The organism is Polyangium jinanense (assembly GCF_028435365.1).
Genome location: NZ_JAGTJJ010000054.1, coordinates 25,249 through 43,302, shown reverse-complemented (window position 1 = coordinate 43,302; position 18,054 = coordinate 25,249). Strand labels below are relative to the sequence as shown.

General features: G+C 69.7%; 16 protein-coding genes. 8 read left to right on the top strand and 8 right to left on the bottom strand.

Annotation, left to right across the window (positions count from 1 at the left end; translation table 11 throughout):
* Positions 1–114 precede the first annotated feature (114 nt).
* The 3 genes from KEG57_RS44165 to KEG57_RS44155 are packed head-to-tail and all read left to right on the top strand — an operon-like array spanning position 115 to position 3,823.
* Complete coding sequence (locus KEG57_RS44165) at positions 115–414, top strand: FtsB family cell division protein (RefSeq protein WP_272423016.1); 300 nt, start codon at positions 115–117, stop codon at positions 412–414.
* A gap of 48 nt (positions 415–462) precedes the next feature.
* Positions 463–2,118, top strand: a complete 1,656-nt coding sequence (locus KEG57_RS44160) for a GspE/PulE/PilB domain-containing protein (protein ID WP_272423014.1) — start codon at positions 463–465, stop codon at positions 2,116–2,118.
* Positions 2,119–2,137: 19 nt separating this feature from the next.
* Positions 2,138–3,823 (top strand): acyl-CoA mutase large subunit family protein, encoded by a 1,686-nt coding sequence (locus KEG57_RS44155; protein ID WP_272423013.1) that lies wholly within the window; start codon positions 2,138–2,140, stop codon positions 3,821–3,823.
* A gap of 123 nt (positions 3,824–3,946) precedes the next feature.
* Here the strand turns inward: KEG57_RS44155 and KEG57_RS44150 are convergent, their stop codons facing one another.
* From KEG57_RS44150 to KEG57_RS44130, 5 genes are read right to left on the bottom strand one after another with little or no spacing between them, the layout of a single operon-like run.
* Entirely contained in the window at positions 3,947–5,314 is a 1,368-nt protein-coding gene (locus tag KEG57_RS44150; RefSeq protein WP_272423012.1) for a sigma 54-interacting transcriptional regulator, read from the bottom strand.
* Positions 5,315–5,354: 40 nt separating this feature from the next.
* Positions 5,355–6,716 (bottom strand): serine/threonine-protein kinase, encoded by a 1,362-nt coding sequence (locus tag KEG57_RS44145; protein WP_272423011.1) that lies wholly within the window; start codon positions 6,714–6,716, stop codon positions 5,355–5,357.
* Positions 6,717–6,767: 51 nt separating this feature from the next.
* On the bottom strand, positions 6,768–7,778 hold the full coding sequence (locus KEG57_RS44140) for a hypothetical protein (protein WP_272423010.1): 1,011 nt from the start codon (positions 7,776–7,778) through the stop codon (positions 6,768–6,770).
* Positions 7,775–8,167 (bottom strand): hypothetical protein, encoded by a 393-nt coding sequence (locus KEG57_RS44135; protein ID WP_272423009.1) that lies wholly within the window; start codon positions 8,165–8,167, stop codon positions 7,775–7,777. The genes KEG57_RS44140 and KEG57_RS44135 overlap by 4 nt, the downstream gene beginning before the upstream one ends.
* Positions 8,164–8,838, bottom strand: coding sequence for a hypothetical protein (locus tag KEG57_RS44130; protein ID WP_272423008.1), 675 nt, complete (start codon positions 8,836–8,838; stop codon positions 8,164–8,166). Before KEG57_RS44130 ends, KEG57_RS44135 begins: the two co-directional genes overlap by 4 nt.
* A gap of 83 nt (positions 8,839–8,921) precedes the next feature.
* Here KEG57_RS44130 and KEG57_RS44125 point away from each other — a divergent pair, with 83 nt between their 5' ends.
* Positions 8,922–9,515, top strand: a complete 594-nt coding sequence (locus KEG57_RS44125) for a hypothetical protein (RefSeq protein ID WP_272459630.1) — start codon at positions 8,922–8,924, stop codon at positions 9,513–9,515.
* A 10-nt stretch (positions 9,516–9,525) separates the two neighbouring features.
* Here KEG57_RS44125 and mutY read toward each other — a convergent pair whose 3' ends face one another.
* Both mutY and KEG57_RS44115 read right to left on the bottom strand, forming a co-directional pair.
* Positions 9,526–10,647, bottom strand: a complete 1,122-nt coding sequence (gene mutY, locus KEG57_RS44120) for an A/G-specific adenine glycosylase (protein ID WP_272423006.1) — start codon at positions 10,645–10,647, stop codon at positions 9,526–9,528.
* A gap of 11 nt (positions 10,648–10,658) precedes the next feature.
* Entirely contained in the window at positions 10,659–11,960 is a 1,302-nt protein-coding gene (locus tag KEG57_RS44115) for an aminopeptidase P N-terminal domain-containing protein (protein WP_272423004.1), read from the bottom strand.
* A 180-nt stretch (positions 11,961–12,140) separates the two neighbouring features.
* On the opposite strand from KEG57_RS44115, the gene KEG57_RS44110 reads away from it, so the two are divergent.
* The 4 genes from KEG57_RS44110 to KEG57_RS55950 all read left to right on the top strand — a co-directional run bounded on the left by KEG57_RS44110 (position 12,141) and on the right by KEG57_RS55950 (position 15,056).
* Positions 12,141–12,686, top strand: coding sequence for a hypothetical protein (locus KEG57_RS44110; protein ID WP_272423003.1), 546 nt, complete (start codon positions 12,141–12,143; stop codon positions 12,684–12,686).
* A gap of 33 nt (positions 12,687–12,719) precedes the next feature.
* Positions 12,720–13,280 (top strand): hypothetical protein, encoded by a 561-nt coding sequence (locus KEG57_RS44105; protein ID WP_272423001.1) that lies wholly within the window; start codon positions 12,720–12,722, stop codon positions 13,278–13,280.
* Complete coding sequence (locus KEG57_RS44100) at positions 13,277–13,768, top strand: hypothetical protein (RefSeq protein ID WP_272423000.1); 492 nt, start codon at positions 13,277–13,279, stop codon at positions 13,766–13,768. The genes KEG57_RS44105 and KEG57_RS44100 overlap by 4 nt, the downstream gene beginning before the upstream one ends.
* 61 nt (positions 13,769–13,829) lie before the next feature.
* Positions 13,830–15,056, top strand: coding sequence for a phosphodiester glycosidase family protein (locus KEG57_RS55950; RefSeq protein ID WP_272459629.1), 1,227 nt, complete (start codon positions 13,830–13,832; stop codon positions 15,054–15,056).
* A 357-nt stretch (positions 15,057–15,413) separates the two neighbouring features.
* On the opposite strand, the gene KEG57_RS44090 is transcribed toward KEG57_RS55950, so the two are convergent.
* A complete protein-coding gene (locus tag KEG57_RS44090; RefSeq protein ID WP_272422997.1) occupies positions 15,414–17,939 on the bottom strand; it encodes a hypothetical protein in 2,526 nt (841 codons plus the stop codon).
* Between the last annotated feature and the right edge of the window lie 115 nt (positions 17,940–18,054).

The window sequence follows — 18,054 nt, the reverse complement described above, 5'->3', positions numbered from 1 at the left end:
AGCCAAAGGTCCGGTCGTTCGCGAAGAACAACTGACGCAAAAGCACGGATCTTTACGAAGGACGCGAGCCCGGAAAGTTGACCGGGCGCCCGCGGCCGTGGCAGGGAGATAGACGTGCGTCGACTCACCTTGGCGATCGAGCGGGTGCTGCCGGTCGGAATCCTGATCGTGGCGGTCATCGGGGTGCCGGTGATGATCCTTTCCCCGGAGGGTCTGCCGCGGCTGCGGGGGCTCGAACGGGAGCTCGAGCAGGTGGAAGAGGAGAGTGCGGAGATGCACCGCGAGATCGACGCACTGCGCGGTCGGGTCGAGCGGCTGCGGGACGATCCGACGGCGGTCGAGCGCATCGCGCGGGACAACCTCGGGCTCGTGCGACAGACCGAGGTCGTCTTCCAGTTTCCCGCGTCGCGCTGAGGGCCCAAGGCGCCCCTCGCCAACATAAAGAGTGATATCGTTCGCGCCGTGTCGGTGGAGTTGGGGCGACGCCTGATCGCGGCGAACCTGGTGACGCGGGAGAAGGTGCAGGCGGCGCTGCTCCTGTCGGTCGTGCGGGGAATTCCCTTCACGCGCGCGCTCGTAGATCGCGGGGCGATCACGGAGGCCGAGCTCGACGAGGAGATCGCGCGGTACGCGGGTCCCGGGCTGCGCCACGTGCAAGGCGCGCCGGACCTCGTAGCGAAGTTGCCGCGCGCGATGTGCCGGAGGCTCTGCGCGCTTCCGACGCGGCTCGATCCGTTCACGGGGACGGTGGACGTGGCCGCGGCCGATCCGCTCGACACGCACATCGAGTCGGAGATGTCGTTCCACCTCGGCGCGCCGGTGCGCGTGCTGCGCGCGCCGATCGGCGCCGTGGAAGAGGCGATCCGGCGGATCGAGCTCACGGCCGCGCAACCCGAGGCTCCGAAGAAGCCACGAGGTCGCCGCATCACGCCGCCCTCGCCTTTCGGCGCGCCGCAGTCGTCGATCCCGCCGCCGCCCACGATCAGCACGCCGATCCCGCTCGTGAAACGCGTGCCGGAGGGCGGTGACGCAGATCCGACGAACGCAGCCACGCCGGCCACGCGACGCGGCGCGCCGGGGACGTTGCGTGGAGCGGCGCCGATCGAGCGGCCCGTTCGTTCCGCGTTGCCCGCGACGAAGGCCGCGGCAGCGGCTCCGGCGAGCGGGGACGATCCGCCGCGCGTGTCGTTTCCTTCGACGCCGCCGCCGGGCCCGGCCTCGGTTCCCTCGCCGCTCGCCGTGGCGCCGCCCGAGCTCACAGCGTGGCGCGGCGCGACACGTCCGACCCTCGATCCATCGGTGTTCTCGCGTTCGCCGTCGAGCGACGGAGGCACGGCGCCGCGCGTCGTGGGCGACGCGGCGAGCGCGGAGAAGGCCGAGCGAGCGGCGGCGATGTGGACGACGCATGACGCGCCCGTCTCGCATGCGCTCGCGCCGGCGCTCGGGGCCCCGATCGCGGAGCCGCCTGCAGGGCCGAACTCGTTCGCGCCTGCGCCGTCGGCGCGTCGTGGTGGTGTGTCGGTGCCGCCGCCCGCGATGTCGCTTCCGGTGCCCGTGAAAGGCCAGGTGATCGCGCCTGCGCCGACGCCCGCTCCGGATTCCGAAGAGGAGCCGCAACGCCAGACGTTCGTCGGTCCGCCTCCCCTGCCCTTCCCGGATCCGAGCGCGATCCTCGGAGCGCTCGCGCGCGCCGCGACACGCGACGAGATCGTCTCGCTCGCGCTCGGAGGCGCGGCGCTCTTCGCGCGACGCGTGGCGCTCTTCGCGGTCAAGCGCGATGGGTTCCACGGTTGGACGTGCAACGAAGACTTCGGGGACGAAGAGGCGCTGCGAGCGCTCTCGATCCCGCACGACGTGCCGAGCGTGTTCGCGACGGCGACGGCGACGTCGATCTACCTCGGGCCCGTGCCCGAGACGGAGGCGCACGCGGGGCTGCTCGCGGTGATGGAGCGCGCGAGCACGGACGTGGCCGTCGTGGCGGTGCGCGTCGCGGGGCGGCCGGCGGCGGTGCTCATGGTCGACGATCTCGGCGACACGCTCACCGGCACGCGCAGGATGGACGAGCTCGCTCGCGCTGTGGGCGAGGCGCTCGCGCGGCTCTTGTCGGCGCGAGGTTGAACGTCGAGGACGACGAACGATGAAGAGCGACGACCGAGCGGAAGGCCAGGCGAAGGAAGAGTTCGAGAAGCGGCTCGCGAAGGCGCGCAAGGCGGCGAGGCCACGCGCGCCGCTGCTCTCGGGGCCGCCCGGATCGGTCGGCGAAGGCGCGGACGATCTCTACGACGAGGAGACGCTCGAGCGCCTCGGCTTCGAGCCCGCGCGTGATCTCGGCTTCCCGGGGATGCCGCCGTTCACGCGCGGCGTGCAGCCGAACATGTACCGCGGGCGCCTCTGGACGATGCGGCAGTACGCCGGCTTCGGCACCGCGGAGGAGTCGAACGCGCGCTACCACTACCTGCTCTCGCAGGGACAAACCGGTCTTTCGGTCGCGTTCGATCTGCCGACGCAGATGGGGCGCGACTCGGATCACGCGCTCGCGGCCGGCGAGGTGGGGCGCGTGGGCGTGGCGATCGACTCGCTCGGCGACATGCGACGGCTGCTCGCGGGTCTGCCGCTCGACACGATCTCCACGTCGATGACGATCAACGCGACGGCGGCGATCCTGCTCTCGCTCTACATCGCGGTCGCGGATGAGGCCGGGGTTCCGAGGGACAAACTTCGCGGCACGATCCAGAACGACATCTTGAAGGAGTACATCGCGCGCGGGACGTACATCTACCCGCCGCGGCCTTCGATTCGGCTCATCAGCGACATCTTCGCCTTCTGCTCGAAGGACGCGCCGAACTGGAACACGATCTCGATCAGCGGCTACCACATGCGCGAGGCGGGCTGCGATGCGGCCCAGGAGATCGCGTTCACGCTGGCCGACGGGATCGCGTACGTGAAGGCCGCCGTCGAGGCCGGGCTCGACGTGGACGACTTCGGCGGGCAGCTCTCGTTCTTCTTCAACGGGCACAACAACCTGCTCGAGGAGATCGCGAAGTTCCGGGCGGCGCGCAGGCTCTGGTCGTCGATCATGCAGGAGCGGTTCGGCGCGAAGACGGACCGGGCGCGGGCGCTCAAGTTCCACTGTCAGACGGCGGGGATGACGCTGCTCGCGCAGCAGCCGATGGTGAACGTGGTGCGCGTGGCGATGCAGGCGCTCGCCGCGGTGCTCGGCGGTTGCCAAAGTTTGCACACCAACGGATTCGATGAGGCGCTCGGACTGCCGACGGCGGAGGCGGCGACGCTGGCGCTCCGGACGCAGCAGGTGATCGGCTACGAGTCGGGCGTGACGGACTTCGTGGATCCGCTCGGCGGCAGCTACGCGGTCGAGGCGCTGACGACACGGCTCGAACAGGCGGCGCGTGAGTACATCCGGCGTGTCGACGAGCTTGGCGGGATGGTCTCGGCGATCGAGCAGGGCTACGTGCAGCGCGAGATCCAGGCGGCGGCGTATCGCTATCAGCTCGAGATCGAGGAGAAAAAGCGGATCATCGTGGGCTTGAACGAGTTCGCCTCGGAGAGCCCGCCCGTGCCGGTGATGAAGATCGATCCGCGTATCGAGCGCGAGCAGGCTGAGCGGACGCGCGCGTGGCGCGCCGAGCACGACACGCCGGCGAAGGCGGAATCCCTTGCCGTGATCGATCGCGTCGCGAAGGACGGGAGGGAAAACCTCTTGCCGCCGATCCTTGCGGCGGTGAAGGCCGGCGCGACCGTGGGCGAGATCAGCGACGTGCTACGTGCCGCCTGGGGCGAGCACACGGAAATCCTCACCATCTGAGTGCATCGACCGCACCGCGGTCGATGCATCAAACGTCCAGGGCTTGCCCTGGTTCGGGTCCAGGGGCGAACTGCCCCTGGTCGGGTCCGGGGTGAAACCCCGGCGCCACGCTGTCCCCTACAATCACGTATCGCCGGGATCGTACAAACCGCGCTTCTTCAGCAACGCGCGGAGATGGTTCCGCGCGACGTCGGCCTGACGCGAAGCCTTCGAGAGGTTGCCGCCGCAGCGACGAACGAGGGCGTCGAGGTAGGCGCGCTCGAAACGATCGATCGCGCGGGCCTTGGCTTCGGCGAACGTTCCTTGGAGGTCCAACGGCTCGCGCTCGGCCTCGCTCCCGCGGAAACCGAAACCCTCGCCGGCGAGATCGTTCTCCGTGATCGTCCCGTCCTGGCAGAGCGCTGCCGCGCGCGCGATCACGTTGCGCAGCTCGCGCACGTTGCCCGGCCACTTGCGCAGCGTGAGGCTTCGCAGCGCCTCCTCCGTGATCGAAAGCGGGCGCTCCGACGTGGAGAGCTCCTCGAGGAAGTGACGCGCGAGCAGCGGGATGTCTGCTGGGCGCGCGCGGAGCGGCGGCAAGAAGACGCGCGCCTCGGCGAGGCGGAAGTAGAGGTCCTCGCGGAAGCGGTGTGCCTCGATCTCGGCGCGTAGATCGCGGTGCGTCGCGGCGATCAGGCGGAAGTCGACCGGGATGATCTCGTGGCCGCCTACGCGCGAAAATGTGCGGCTCTCGAGCACACGCAGGAGCTTCGGCTGCAGGTCCATCGGCAGCTCGCCGATCTCGTCGATGAAGAGTGTGCCGCCGTGCGCGCGCTCGAACGTGCCGATGTGCCGCGCGTCGGCGCCGGTGAATGCGCCGCGCTCGTGGCCGAAGAGCACGCTCTCCGCGAGCGTCGGCGGGATCGTGGCTGCGTCGAGCACCACGAACGGGCCCTCGCTCCGCGGCGAGTGCTTGTGGATCGCGCGTGCGAGCTCCTCCTTGCCCGTGCCGGTCTCGCCTTGCGCGAGCACGGTGAGCTGGCTCGGCGCCACGCGTTCGAGCGTCGCGAAGAGCTCGCGCATCTCGGCCGAGACGCCGATGAGCCCGCCGAATCGGCCGCCTTCGCTGCCGCGCTCGGGCTCGGCGCGATCGTCGACCTCGACGCGGACGAGCGAGTCGCCGATCTTGAGCAGCGCGCCTGGGCCGAGCTCGACCTCATTGAGGCGGTGCGGGCCGAGCCATGTGCCGTTCGTCGTGCCGAGATCCCGCACGAGCACGCGACCTTCGGGCCTGCGTTCGAGCTCGAGGTGCGTCGCGGAGATGCGCGGATCGGGGATGACGAGGTCGTTGGTTTGGTGCCGGCCCACGGTGGCGCGGGCGCGGGTCACGAGGAGCGTCTTGCCGGCACCCGGTCCCTGGGTGACGACGAGACGCGCGACGCCGCCGCCTGGTTTGGCCTGGCGGGGCGCGATTTCGGTCGCGGGAAGCTTAGGGGAAGCAGTGTCGCTCACGGTCAGCTCGGAGGGGTATCATGAACGGGCGACGCGTACTCTAGAAACCGGCTTCGTTCACTTGCGTCAGGGGCTTGGTGCCGCCCCGCGTCGTCGTCACCGCCGGCCGTGTGGGCGGAACCGAGGCCGAAGAGGCTGCTGCGCTCGTTGCTTGCACTACCGGGCGCACCTCGGCTGCGGGAGACGTGGTTACGGGGGCTTGCGTGGGGCTCGACGCGGGCTTCGTTCGAGGATCGTGCTCCTCTGGGGTCGGCGCGGCGGCGCCGCTCGTTGCCTTCGTGGGGGCGACCTGGGGGGCCGGGGCGGGATCCCGCGTCAAGAACGTGGCGATCGTCCCGCCAAGGAGGGCCGCGCCGGCCATCAGGACGACGCTGGCGAGGGCGCGGGATCGCTGCGGCTTCGGCGCTTTCGTCTCCGCGAGGATGGGCGTGGGGATCGGCGCGGGAGAAGGTTTTGCGACCGCCGTGCTCGCGGGTTTTTTCGTCTCGGGGGGCGGCGGCTCGGCGGGCGTCGGATCTGCTGCGGCCGAGCAGAGCGCGGTTTGCAGGGCTTCGGCCATCTCGCCGGCGTCCTTGAAGCGCTCGGTGCGATCGGTGAGCAGACAACGATCGACGAGCTTCGCGAGCGCGCCGGGCACGTCGCGCGCGACCTCGGCGAGCGCGGGCGCGTCCTTGCGGCGGATCGCGGTGAGCACCGCGTTCGCGTTCGGTGCTTCGAACGGACGCCTGCGCGCGAGCATCTCGTAGAGGATCACACCGAGTGCCCACACGTCGCTGCGCGCGTCCACGTCCGGATCTCCGAGCGCCTGCTCGTAGCTCATGTACTGCGGCGTGCCGAGCACCTGCCCCGTTGCCGTCAGCGTCGCGCAGAGCTCGGGATCCGCCGCCGCCGCGCGCACCTTGCTGATGCCGAGATCGATGATCTTCGGCACCGTGCTGCCGTTCGTACGATGCAGGACGATGTTGGCGGGCTTGAGATCACGATGGACGATCCCCGCGCGGTGCAGGGCCGCGACGCCGCGCGTGATCGCGAGTGAGATCGCGCCGGCTTCCTTCCAGTCGAGGGGCGGATCGCGGGCGATGCGATCGGCGAGCGTCTCGCCGTCGAGCAGATCGAGGACGAGGTAGAGGAAGCCGTCCTCGGTCTCGCCCACGTCATGCACGCCGACGAGGTGCTCGTGCTGGGCGAGCGCGAGCAGGCGCGCCTCTTTCATGAAGCGATCGCGCACCTCGGTGCGCCATCCGGCCGCGTCGAGTGAGATCGCCTTGATCGCGACCTCGCCGCTGGAGACGCGATCCTCCGCGACCCACACCGTGGCCATCGCTCCCTCCGCGAGGGGGCGAACCAGCGCGTAACGCTCGGCGAGGACGCGGCCGATCTCCACTTCCGTAAGAAGTATCATACGAGGCTCGTTTCCGGGGAGACGCGTGCTCTCCGGAATCGCGCCTCGGGTTCAGTCGGAGGGCATCGGGGCGATCACGATGCGATCGTCCTCGGTGCTGTCGAGGGCCGCCTCCACGACGACACGGATGCCGCCGCAGGCGAGCTCGAGGACCCTGGGGGCGCGGGTGCGCTTCCGGCATGCGGGATCGTCCGAGATTCGCGCGGAAAATTCTCGCCGCACGAGTTCCGTCGCGCGGGACACGCCCGCGGCTCGTCCGCTCGGATCTCCGAGATCGATCGCCCGACCGCTGACCGTCTCTTCGAGGCGCACGAAGAGATCCGGCCCGCCGATCGTGACGCTCCGCGGCTTGCCACGCGCGTCCTCGACGACCACGACTTCGACGGTGGCTTGACGCTCCTCCGTGCCCTCCCCCTTCGTGACCTCGTACGGCAGCTCGAAAAGCTTTGCGCAGCGCATCTCTCCGCCGCGCGCCTCGTCGTTCCACGCGCACCGGGGCCACGGGAGCGAGAGGCTCCACGGGACGAGGAGCTCCGCTTTCGCCTCTGCGATCGGGCGCGCGAAGGCGTCCGGGTCGAGCCACGCGCGGAGCGACGTCAGGATCTGCTCGCGCGCGGCGCCGCGCTTGCCGGCGAGCCTCGCGAGGCGATCGTTCGTGCCCATGACGGTTCGATCGAAGCCGTCTTCCGCGCTCGGTCCCTTCTCGGCGAGCCGATCGAGCCGTTGCCTTGCCTCGGCGGCGTGCGGGCCGCGCGGGAGCGCCGCGAGGTAGACGTGAAGGCCTGCGGCGGTGCCTCGGTGCTCCTCGAAGTAGAGCGGCTCGGCCATCGTGTAGAACGCGCGCACCTCCGTTGCGAACGTGCCGTCGGGGTACTGCGCGAGGTACCGCGCCGCCGCGACGATGCGGCCTTCGAGCGTCGGCGAGATGCGCGTCTTGCGGAACGCGCTGTACTCGGCCGCGGACGTCGTGACGGGGCGCAGCACAGCGCATCCCGAGGCGAGGGCGACGAGCGCTGACGCGAGGACGAGCCATCGGGCTTCGAGGCGCCGTGATCTCGTCACGGCTTCGCCTCCGGCGGACAGAAGTTGCACTCGGTCGAGATCGTCGAGCCTTGATCCGCGACGAAGCTCGCGTACGTGTCGCACGAGGCCGCTTCGAGTGCGCGGAGACAAACCTCGCCGTCGTGCACGATGGGGTAACAGCCCTCGGGGAACGATTGCGTCGGCTGCGTCGGATCACAGGCGCGCGCGCACGCCGCCGTGGAGAAAACGCACTCCTTGCAACGCGCGCAGTCGACCGAGGCCTTCTCGCGGAAGAACGCGGCGGCGTCGAGATCCGCGGGGGCTTCGCCGCAGCTCCCGATGTCGCCAACGGTCGGCGCGGCGACGACGAGGACGAGCATCGCGGCGAGGCGCACGAGCTCGGCGCGGCCGATCGCCCGACGCGTCACGGTAAAAACTCCACGTCGACGATGAGGCCGAGCGACGCCGACAGCACGGGATACGCCGGGTATTTCTTCTCCCACGTGCTCGCGCCGTAGAACAGGCTGCCTGCCACATCGAGCACGAGCCCGAGCCCGCCCGTCACGAAAAACGCGCCGCCGCCTGCGGCCGTGAGGCCCACGTTGAGATCCGGCGAGAGCAGGATCTCCGGGCCGACTCGCCCGTACGCGAGCAGTCGACCCGGTCCGCGGTACATCAGGACGTACCCGGGGGTGAGCACGGTTTGCCCGACGCCGCGGAGCGCGAAGGTGACCCCGAGCATCCCTCCATGCTGCAAGCCATCGGGCGGCCCGAACGCGAGCGCGCCCATGAGCGTCGTGAAGGGCGCGGTCGCGCTCGGCGACTCCGCCGACGCGCCGAGCTGCGTGGCGAGTCGATACGGATTGTTGAAGCGGAGCCCGCCGCCGAACGAGAGGCCAGCGAGCGTACGTACGTAACCCTTGGGCGGTGCCGACAGAGCCTCGTAAAGCGCGCGCCTCGCTTCGGCTGCGTCCTCTCCCTGCGCGTTCGGCACGCCTTCCGCGGCGATCGCGGTCCCTGCGCAGGCGAGGACGCACCCCGTGGTGAACGTCGTCACGAGGGCCGTCGAACGGCGGGGCCGCGGGCGTTTTTCGCGCATGCTGGGGCCCCTGGATCTTACCGCGTAACGTGCGTTCTTCGCACGTCAAATCACGCGCGCGACTCTTGCATTCGGGGTGGCGCGTGAACAGCAACAAACCCCTCAAGCCGGCCCGAACCGGGGCGAAACACGCGCGGGCGGCCGCCCCGTCCACCCAGGCTCCGCCCCCCGCATCGAGCGTACGCAGCAGCGAACACCGCCACGGCGTCACCCACGCGCGGCGCCCGGGGATGTCGTTCGAGGAGAGGCCCCCGCGGCCCGTGCTCGAAGATCTCGACGAGTTCGCCGCGCCGCCTCTGCCCGGAAAGGTGCACCCGCCCGACGCGATGGACGAGCCCGTGCACACGCTCGACGACAGCGATCGTGTCTTCCGCCATCACCCGAACGATCAGGTGAGCGAGGGTTTTTCCTTCGATCCCGACAACGCCGACGCGGCCGCGGATCTCGCCGGCGATCTCGGCGCTGAGTTCCTCGAAGGCGCGACGCGCGGCCGCGACATGAGCGACGTGATCCTGTCGGACGAAGGGCAGGATCTCGAAACGCCGTTCCTCGTCGAGGAGATCGGCGCCGAGGCCGAGGACGTGTACTTCTCGGAGGAAGAGCGCGGAACGATGGAGGACGCACTGCGCGAGCGGACCAAGCCCGCCTCGCGCAAGCGCGCAGGCCCCACGGAGTGAGCCGAGGGCGCTACGCGCGAGCCTTCTTCTTGCGCGCTGCGCCCTTCTTCTCAGGCTTCGCCGCCGCGAGGATCTTGCGCGCCAGCGTGGAGACGCCGACGCCCTCGGCGGTTTGCTCGAGCCACGCGAGTCGCTCGTACGGCGCCGTCGTCGGCGCTTCGAGCGGCCAGGGCCGATCCGCCCGCGCGCGCAGCACGAGCACGTCGAGCTCGCGGTGCGTGAGCACGTGCTCGACGCGTCCCACCTCCGTGAGCTTCGCCTCCGCCGCGACGCCCGCGCCATGGAGCGAGCTCTTCGCGTCCTCGGCCGTCCGCGCCTCGACCATCGGCGGCTCCCACAGCCCGCCGAACAGTCCGCCTTCTCTGCGCCGCGCGAACAGAAAGCGCCCCTCGTGCTCCACCACGACAGCGACCATCGCCACGCGCGGCGATGCCTTTTTCTCGCCCACGATCGGCAGCTCGCGCTCCCTGCCCTGCGCCCGCGCCGCGCACGCGTCGCGCACCGGGCAGATGAGGCATGCAGGGTTTTGCGGCGTGCAGATCGTCGCGCCGAGCTCCATGAGCGCCTGGTTCCACGCGCCGGGCTCCTCCTCGGGGACGAGCTTCTCCGCGACGCTCCAGATCCGCTTCAGGCCCGCGGTGCTCTTCACGTCGTCCTCGATCACCTCGAGGCGCGCGAGCACCCGCGCGACGTTGCCGTCCACGAGCGCCGCGGGACGATCGAACGCGATGCTCGACACCGCACCGGCGGTGTACGGGCCGATCCCGCGGAGCTTGCGTAGCTCCGCGGCCTCCGCGGGGAACACGCCGCCGTGCTTCTCGGCGACCTCCTGCGCGCAGCGATGAAGCTCGCGCGCGCGACGGTAGTAGCCGAGCCCGCTCCAGAGCGAGAGCACCTCGTCGAGCTCGGCGGACGCGAGCGCACGCACGTCCGGAAACCGCTGCAAGAACCGCTCGTAGTACGGGATCACCGTCTCCACGCGCGTCTGCTGCAGCATCACCTCGGACAGCCAGATCGCGTACGGATCCCGCGTCCTGCGCCACGGGAGATCCCGCGCGCTCTTCCGGAACCAGCCCTTGAGCTCGATGGCGAGCGTCGCCTCGCGCGACGCGGATTTCGCCGCGCGACCCATCGCTTTTTGCTTCAAGCGTCTCGGCAGGCGCGCTCGACCTCGTCCGGCGCCTTCGGGATGTCGGCCGTCAGGTTCTCGTAGCCCGTGGCCGTGACCAGGATGTCGTCCTCGATGCGGATGCCGATCCCGCGGTACTCCGCCGGCGCCTTCTCGTCGTCCGGCGCCACGTAGATCCCCGGCTCGATCGTGAACACCATCCCCGGCTCGAGCTGCCTCGCCTCGCCGTCGCGGTAGTAGTGCCCCACGTCGTGCACATCCATGCCGAGCCAGTGGCTCGTGCGGTGCGGGTAGAGCCGCTTGTACGTCTCTTTCTCGATGATCTCGTTCACGTCGCCCGAGAGCAGCCCCTCGCGGACAAACCCCTCGACCAGCGTCCGCACCGTGATGTCGTGCAACGCGTCCACCGTCACGCCCGGCTTCACGGCCTCGATCGCGGCCATCTGCGCGGCGAGCACGATCTCGTAAAGCCGCCGCTGCACCGGCGAAAACGTCCCGTTCACGGGGAACGTCCGCGTCACGTCGGACGCGTAGTACTCGTACTCGCAGCCAGCATCGATGAGCAGGAGCTCGCCGCCTTCGAGCTTCTTCCGGTTCGCGTGGTAATGCAGGATCGTCGCGTTCGGCCCTGCTCCCACGATGGGCGTGTACGCCGTGCGCTCGGCGCCGTTCCGCCGGAAGACCTCGCGGATGTGCGCATCGACCTCGTACTCGTAGCGACCCGGCGCCGCGAGCCGCATCGATCCGAGGTGCGCCTCGCGCGTGATCGCCGCGGCGCGCCGCATGAAGCCGAGCTCCGCCTCCGACTTCACCGCGCGCATCTCGTGCAGCACGTCGCCCGGCTCCACGATCTCCGTCGGCCACGTCTTCTTGGTCCGCGTCCCCTTCAGCCGGAGGAGCTCCCGCGCGCGGAGCACGCGTTCGTCGAGCGATCGGTTCTGGCCGAGCTTGTAGTAGAGCCTGTGGTTGCCCTGCAGGTAGTCGATGAGCTTGTCGTCGAGCTCGTCGATGGTGAACGCCGCGTCCGCGCCGAACTCCGCCTTCGCGCCCTCCACGCCCGCGCGGGCCCCGTCGTACTTCTCCCGCTCCGGGTCCCGCTTGCGGACGAACAGAACCATCTTGTGCTCCGGGTGCTTCGGGGCCAGAAGGAGCACGGCGTCGGGCTCGCCGAAGCCCGTGAGGTAGTGGAAGTCGGAGTCCTGGCGGTACTCGTGGTGGACGCTGTTGTTGCGGATGAGCTCCGGCGCCGCCGGAAGGACGAGCACACCCGGAAGTCGCTCGAGCAATTGCCTGCGGCGTTCGGCGAAGATGTTCATCGGGCCGGGACTCTAGCGCAGAACCTTGGCCGGCCAAACCCACGACGCGCCCGCGCGCGCCTCGTCCTGGCCGCGCTCGCAAGCCTCGCCCTCCTCACCGGCTGCCGCGACCGCCCGCGCCCCTGGGAGCAAGCCGGCGGCGCCGCCTCCGCCCCCGACTCCCCGCCCCCGACCCCGCCCTTGCCCAAGCTCCCCCCCTCGATGCTCGGCGAGGTCCCGGCCGACGCCGACGGAGGCGTCGCCGAAGCCGGCCCGGTCGCGCGCGACGAGGACCCCCTCGCCTCGCCCGTTCGTGTGGGTGGTCCCTGGATTCGTTGTTACGGTAACTTTCGCCTGGAAGGGGATCTGCGGAAGGACCTCACGCGCCTGACCATGTTGTGTGGTCCGGAAAACGGGATGCGACGGCTCACGAAGGAGCCGGTCGAGGCGGAGGTCGCCGAGGGAGGCGCGCCGGTCCCGTTCCCGCTCGAAGCCAAGAAAGGCGAGTGTTATCGAATCTTTGCGGTCGCCGAGCCCACGGTGACGGACCTCGACGTCGTGGTCCGATCGAGCCGAGGCGCCTCGATCGCCGCGGATCACGGCGAGGATCGGTGGCCCATCGTCCAGCCCGATCGGCCGTTCTGTCCGCTGGAAGACGATACCCTGACGGTGGAGCTTGCCGCCCGGCGCGGAAAGGGAAAGGTCGTCGCCGAGGTTTGGGCGCTGCGGGTGTCGATGTCCGATTGACGAAGGCCCCCTTCATGGCTAGTGAGCCGGCGGATGGGCGACATCGATGATCTTCCGAGCCGCGAAGAGCCGCCCGAGGGGGAGAAGCCGGAGACGGAGCGGCGGCGCACGTTCGACCGTGCCATTCCAGACCTGCTCAAGCGCGCCGTCGAGCGCGCTGTCGAGACCGGCGTCGGGAAGCTGAGCGAAGGCCCCGACACCCTTCGGCATTTTGTGGGGGACATGAAGCTGCCGAAGGAGGTGTTGAACTACCTCTACCAGCAGATCGACGACACCAAGACCGGGCTTTACCGCGTCGTCGCGAAGGAAATTCGCGACGTCCTCGAGCACACGCAGTTCGCCGACGAGCTGACGAAGGTGCTCACGAAGCTCTCGTTCGAGATCAAGACGGAGATCCGCTTCGTCCCGAACGACGCGCGTTCCGCCGAAAAAACTCCGGCCGAGGAGTCGGACGCTGAGGAGTCGGAGGAGGGAGAGTCAGCGGCAGCGGAAGGCCAGAAAGGTCTGCCGAAGCCGTCCGTCTCCGCGCAGGTGACGGTCAAGGATCGAGGAAAAGAGACGCGGCGCGAGCGCAGAAGACGCGAGGGTACGTGATCACGAAGAAGCCGAAGACCGGTGGCGAGATCGATTCTTATTGCACGAAATGCAAGCTTGACCTGACTCACCGCATCATCGCCATGGTCGGCGACGAGGTGAAGAAGGTCGAGTGCAAGACGTGCGGCTCCCATCACCTCTACCGCCGCCCGAAGAGCGAGAAGCTCGCGCCGCTGGCGCCAAAGACCAAGGCCGCGTCCGCGACGAAGCGCGAGGGCTCGGGCGAGGAGCGCAAGACCTCAGGCGCCCGCGCGAGCGCCGCCGCGCAACGCGAGCGTGACCAAACGATCCAGTGGGAGCACGCGATCGCCGGCCAGCCCATGGGCGCCTTCAAGCCCTACCGCGTCACGCTCACGCTCGGCCCAGGCGAGCTCGTCCGTCACCCGAAGTTCGGCGACGGCGTCGTCGCCCGCGTGATCGATCGCGGCAAGGTCGAGATCCTGTTCAAGGACGGACCAAAAACGATGGCCCACGGCCAGGTCGTTTGACGCTCCGCACACACGCCTCCGCTTGGGTCCCCAGGCCGTCCTGGGGTACCCTCCCGGCCCCGTGACCGGCCCCGAGACAGACAAGAAGAAGAAGCCACGGCGCTGGCGACGGCGCGCAGCCATTGGCCTCGGCGTCACGTTCGTCGCGGGAGGCGCGACGTGGTGGGCCATCCACAACGTCCCAGGCTTCGGCCCCGCGCTCGCCGACGGCCTGCGCGCAGTGCTCGGCCCCTCCGTGGTCGCATGGATCGAGGACACGGCCTACGGGCTGGCCGACCGCGTGAACGTCTGGCGTCACGGCGACGAGGCCCCCACGACGTTCTGGGAGACCCCAGCCTCGTCCTCGGCCGCCCTGTCCGCCGCCCCCGCGCCCGAAGTCGTGCCCGCGAAGGTCGACGTGGCCGACGCCTCCACGCCCGAGGCCCCAAGTTTCCCCCCGCCGCGCTTCGATGCGCCGTTCACGAACGTCGCGGCGACGGGCGACGGGACATGGCTCGTGATGCAGGAGGGCAGCCGCGAAGGCGAGCCGCCCGTGCTGGTCAAGGCCGTGGTCCACCCCGATCCGAAGCGTGGCTTCGCCGCGGTGGCCGTCGTAGCCATGGATCTCCAGCGCGTCGCAATCCGTCTCGTCGCGGGTACGACCGAGCCCGTCTCGCAAAACGTGCCGCTCTCCGAGCGTCCCGGCCTCGTCCCGGCGACGGAGCACGCGGCCCTGATCGCAGCCTTCAACGGAGGCTTCAAGGCGCTGCACGGGCAGTACGGGATGATGATCGAGGGCAAGACGTTCCTGCCCCCGCGCGACATCGCCTGCACCGTGGGTCTCTACCGCGACGGAGCAATCCGCATCGGCACCTGGCCGACGCTCGCGCCGACGGAGGCCCAGATGGCGGCATACCGGCAAACCCCCGCATGTCTCGTCGAGGGCGGCGAGCTCAACACGAAGCTGACCGAGTACAACAAGAACTGGGGCGCGACCGTCAGCGGCGAAACCGTGATCCGCCGCTCCGCGATCGGCATCGACGCCGCAGGACGCACGCTCTTCTACGCACTCGGCGAAGCCGTGACGGCGCAATCACTCGCGCGCGCAATGAAGGCTGCCGGCGCGCGCGACGCAGCGCAGCTCGACGTGAACTACGCCTACCCGCGCTTCCTGCTCTTCGAGCACCCGCCCGCCGCCGAGCGCCGCGTCGTCTCGTCACTCGTGCCGCACGTCGACTACCGCACGCACGATTACGTGAAGGAGCCGTCCCCGCGCGACTTCTTCTACATCACGCGCCGCGCGCCGTAGCGTAGCGCCGGGGTTTCACCCCGGACCCGACCAGGGGTTGTCCACCCCTGGACCCGGACCAGCGCAAGCGCTGGACCCGGGGTCGATGAACTGCGCGATGCGCAGTTCATCGAACAGGCCGAGGCAAGACTGGCGACGGGCTTGCCCGTCAAGACCGCAGCGCTGACGTGTCTGCTCGCTGCAAGCGCAGCGCTGCCGTCTTGGCTGGCAACGCGGCCTCGGGTCTTGCCACAGGCCCGTCCGAGAAACCGCGCATCGCGCGGTTTCTCGGCCCTCGGTCCAGGCCGTGCCTGGTCCGGGGTGCAGGGGGCGGACAGCCCCCTGCTGGGGTGCGGGGCAAAGCCCCGCCGCGCATCCCTACGCCTTCGGCCGCGCGAGGTTTTCCTTCAGATCGATCCACCACACCGGCGCGCCTGCCGCGGGCTCGCCGCCGGGAGGCCCGACGCTCACCTCGACGCGGATCGGACCGACCGCGCGCATGTAGATTCGCTGCCCGACGGCCGTCGCGCCGAGCTTGCAGATTGCCACCTCCACGCGCGGATCGTCTGCGGCGACCTCGCCGTCGTCCTCGGCGCGCATGTACAGCACCTCGACGTTTGGCTTCGTGCACGCGCCGACCTCACGCCACACGTCGTACTCGACCGAAGGATCGAGCACGTCGGCGAGCTGGCCGTGACGGTTGCGGCCCACGCGATACTTGAAGGCGTCGCGCTTCTCGGCGCGCACGTTCGCGCCGATGCGTTCGAACTTCATCGCGAGGGCGCCGAGCGCGCATGCCGTCTTCACGGTTGGTGCGCCGAGGTTCAGCCGATCGGGCTCGATGAAGCGGTGGATCTTCACGTTCTTCGGGAGCGTCGCCGTGAGTTTGTCGAGCAGCGCCGGGTGCATGCTCATGCGACCGCCGAGCATCACGCGCAGGCCGTCGTAGGGATCCGGATCACGCCCGATCTTCTCGAGCGCCTTCTCCAGGCCCACGCGCACCTCCTCCACTGCCTCGGAGAACCAGCCGTCGATCTCCGCGGCGACCGCTTGCCGATCCACCTCGAGTGGGAAGTCGAAGAACGGACCGTCGAGCGTGGCGAGCTTGATGGACTTTGGCAGGCGCGTGTCGCCGCCTTCGAGCAGCGGCCGGATGGCGTCCTTCAAGACCTCGGCGTTTGCGCGGCCCTCGGGGCTCGCGACGAGCAGGTGCTCGAGCGCGCCCACGGGTGTCTCCTCGCTCGGGCGATCGAAGGGCACGCGCGCTGCGCCCACGCTCGCCTCCGCAGCGACGTAGAGCCGGTACGCGAGCCGGTGCAAGAGCCGCTCCCCGCCGAACCACGGGATGCTCGTCGGCTCGAGGTACTCGATCATCCGCTCGTAGCCGCCCTCCAGTTGCTCCTCGGGTTTGGCGTTGCGGAACAGGCCGAACACCACGCCCGTCTCGCTCGCGCCCGCGTCGATGGCCACGAAGGGCACCGGATCGGGCTTCGGCTGCACTGCGAACGCGCGGAATGCGAACGCCGCGAACGGGATCGCTGCGGGGCCCGCGTCGACCACGTTCAGCATGTCCATGTCGTGGAACTCGAGCATGCCGGCGGGCAGGCTGCGGAAGAGGCCACGACGCACGGCGACGAGCGCGCTCTTGCGCCGATCGTCGTTCCAGCCCGAGGGCATCGCCACGAGGTAACGCGTGTGGATACCACGCGTCCTGTGGTTGACGTGCAGGCCGATGTAGTAGGCGTAGAGCTCGATCGGATCGAACGGATCGTGCGCGCCGATCCCGTCCTCGTCGATGATCGGCGGCGCCGGCTTCTTGAGCGTCTCCTGCGTCTCGGGATCGCCGCGGCCGCGCAGCGAGATCTTCTCCTTGCGATCCACGCGTTCGCGCAGCATCGGCAGGTGCGTCAGCGTCGCCGCGCCGAGCGCGAGCGACTCCTCGCCGCCCTTCCTGCGCAGGGCGCGTGCCGCGTGCCCGATCGACACCTCGCCCCAGCGCGTCATCGGCAGGATCACGCGATCGCGCCACGCCTTCAGCGTGCGCCCGAGCTGCTCGAACGAGATCTCGCTCGGGTTCTCGTAGTCGGCCGAGACCACGGGCGCGCTCGTCGCGCCGATACGCACGAGCTCCGGCGCGCTGCGATCGCCGCGCAGGGCGACGACCGTCGTGCTCGAACCGAGATCGATCGACACCCACTCCTTGAGTACGTCGAGCTTCGGATCACGCCGCTTGATCTCCGGCGGCACCGCGTCCTTGTCCGTGCGCCCGATCCGCCGATGGATGCCGACGACCTTGCCTTGGCGCAGGATCGCGATCGCCGTCTGCCCCACGTACCGCGCGCCGTTCCAGAGACCGGCCGAAGGATCCGTGAGCAGGTGCCCCTTCACGCAGGGCAGGTTCGCCACGGCCGTCGGGAACAGATCGGCGAGGTGATCACTCGACGCGACCCCGTCGTAGCGCTCCACCTTGATCGCGGGGCTGTAATAGTCCTGCGCGCCGGCGCCGTAGATGCGCGGCGTCGTCTGGATCAGCTTGAGGTACGGGACGGGCGAGGTGTGTTCGTCGAGCCGGTACTCCTGGTACTGCTTCGCCCACCCGATCTGGTTCTCCATCTCGGGACCGATGCGGGGCACGCTCGCATTCATCTCGGTGCCGAAGTAGAGGAACTTCGTCGGCGCACCGCCCACGAACGCCGCGATCCGCACCTCGATGAACGACTGCGAGGCTGGCAGCGGAGGCAGCGGGATCGTGTAATCGAGCACCAGCGTCGTGGACCAGGGCTGATCGAACAGGCGCGACTCCCACCGTGTCACCAGCGTCGGAAAGCCCCTCCCCTCGAGCGAAGTGAGCCTCTCGGCCTCGCGAAGGTGGGCGTCGTCGATCGACAGCTCGTAGAGCGACATACGGGGGCGACCTTAACACGAACACGCTTCCGGTCGGCAAAGGCCCTGTGGGGCATCCGTGACCCCCACGTCCTGCCGGCGCCCCCGCCTTTTCCCCCACCCGCCTCCTGGGCTC

Bases quoted from the DNA above. Each gene is read 5' to 3' on its own strand.
- KEG57_RS44090 (WP_272422997.1), bottom strand. From the start codon at position 17,939: ATGTCGCTCTACGAGCTGTCGATCGACGACGCCCACCTTCGCGAGGCC.
- KEG57_RS44115 (WP_272423004.1), bottom strand. From the start codon at position 11,960: ATGAACATCTTCGCCGAACGCCGCAGGCAATTGCTCGAGCGACTTCCG.
- KEG57_RS44145 (WP_272423011.1), bottom strand. From the start codon at position 6,716: ATGATACTTCTTACGGAAGTGGAGATCGGCCGCGTCCTCGCCGAGCGT.
- KEG57_RS44130 (WP_272423008.1), bottom strand. From the start codon at position 8,838: ATGCGCGAAAAACGCCCGCGGCCCCGCCGTTCGACGGCCCTCGTGACG.
- KEG57_RS44105 (WP_272423001.1), top strand. From the start codon at position 12,720: ATGGGCGACATCGATGATCTTCCGAGCCGCGAAGAGCCGCCCGAGGGG.
- KEG57_RS44155 (WP_272423013.1), top strand. From the start codon at position 2,138: ATGAAGAGCGACGACCGAGCGGAAGGCCAGGCGAAGGAAGAGTTCGAG.
- mutY (WP_272423006.1), bottom strand. From the start codon at position 10,647: ATGGGTCGCGCGGCGAAATCCGCGTCGCGCGAGGCGACGCTCGCCATC.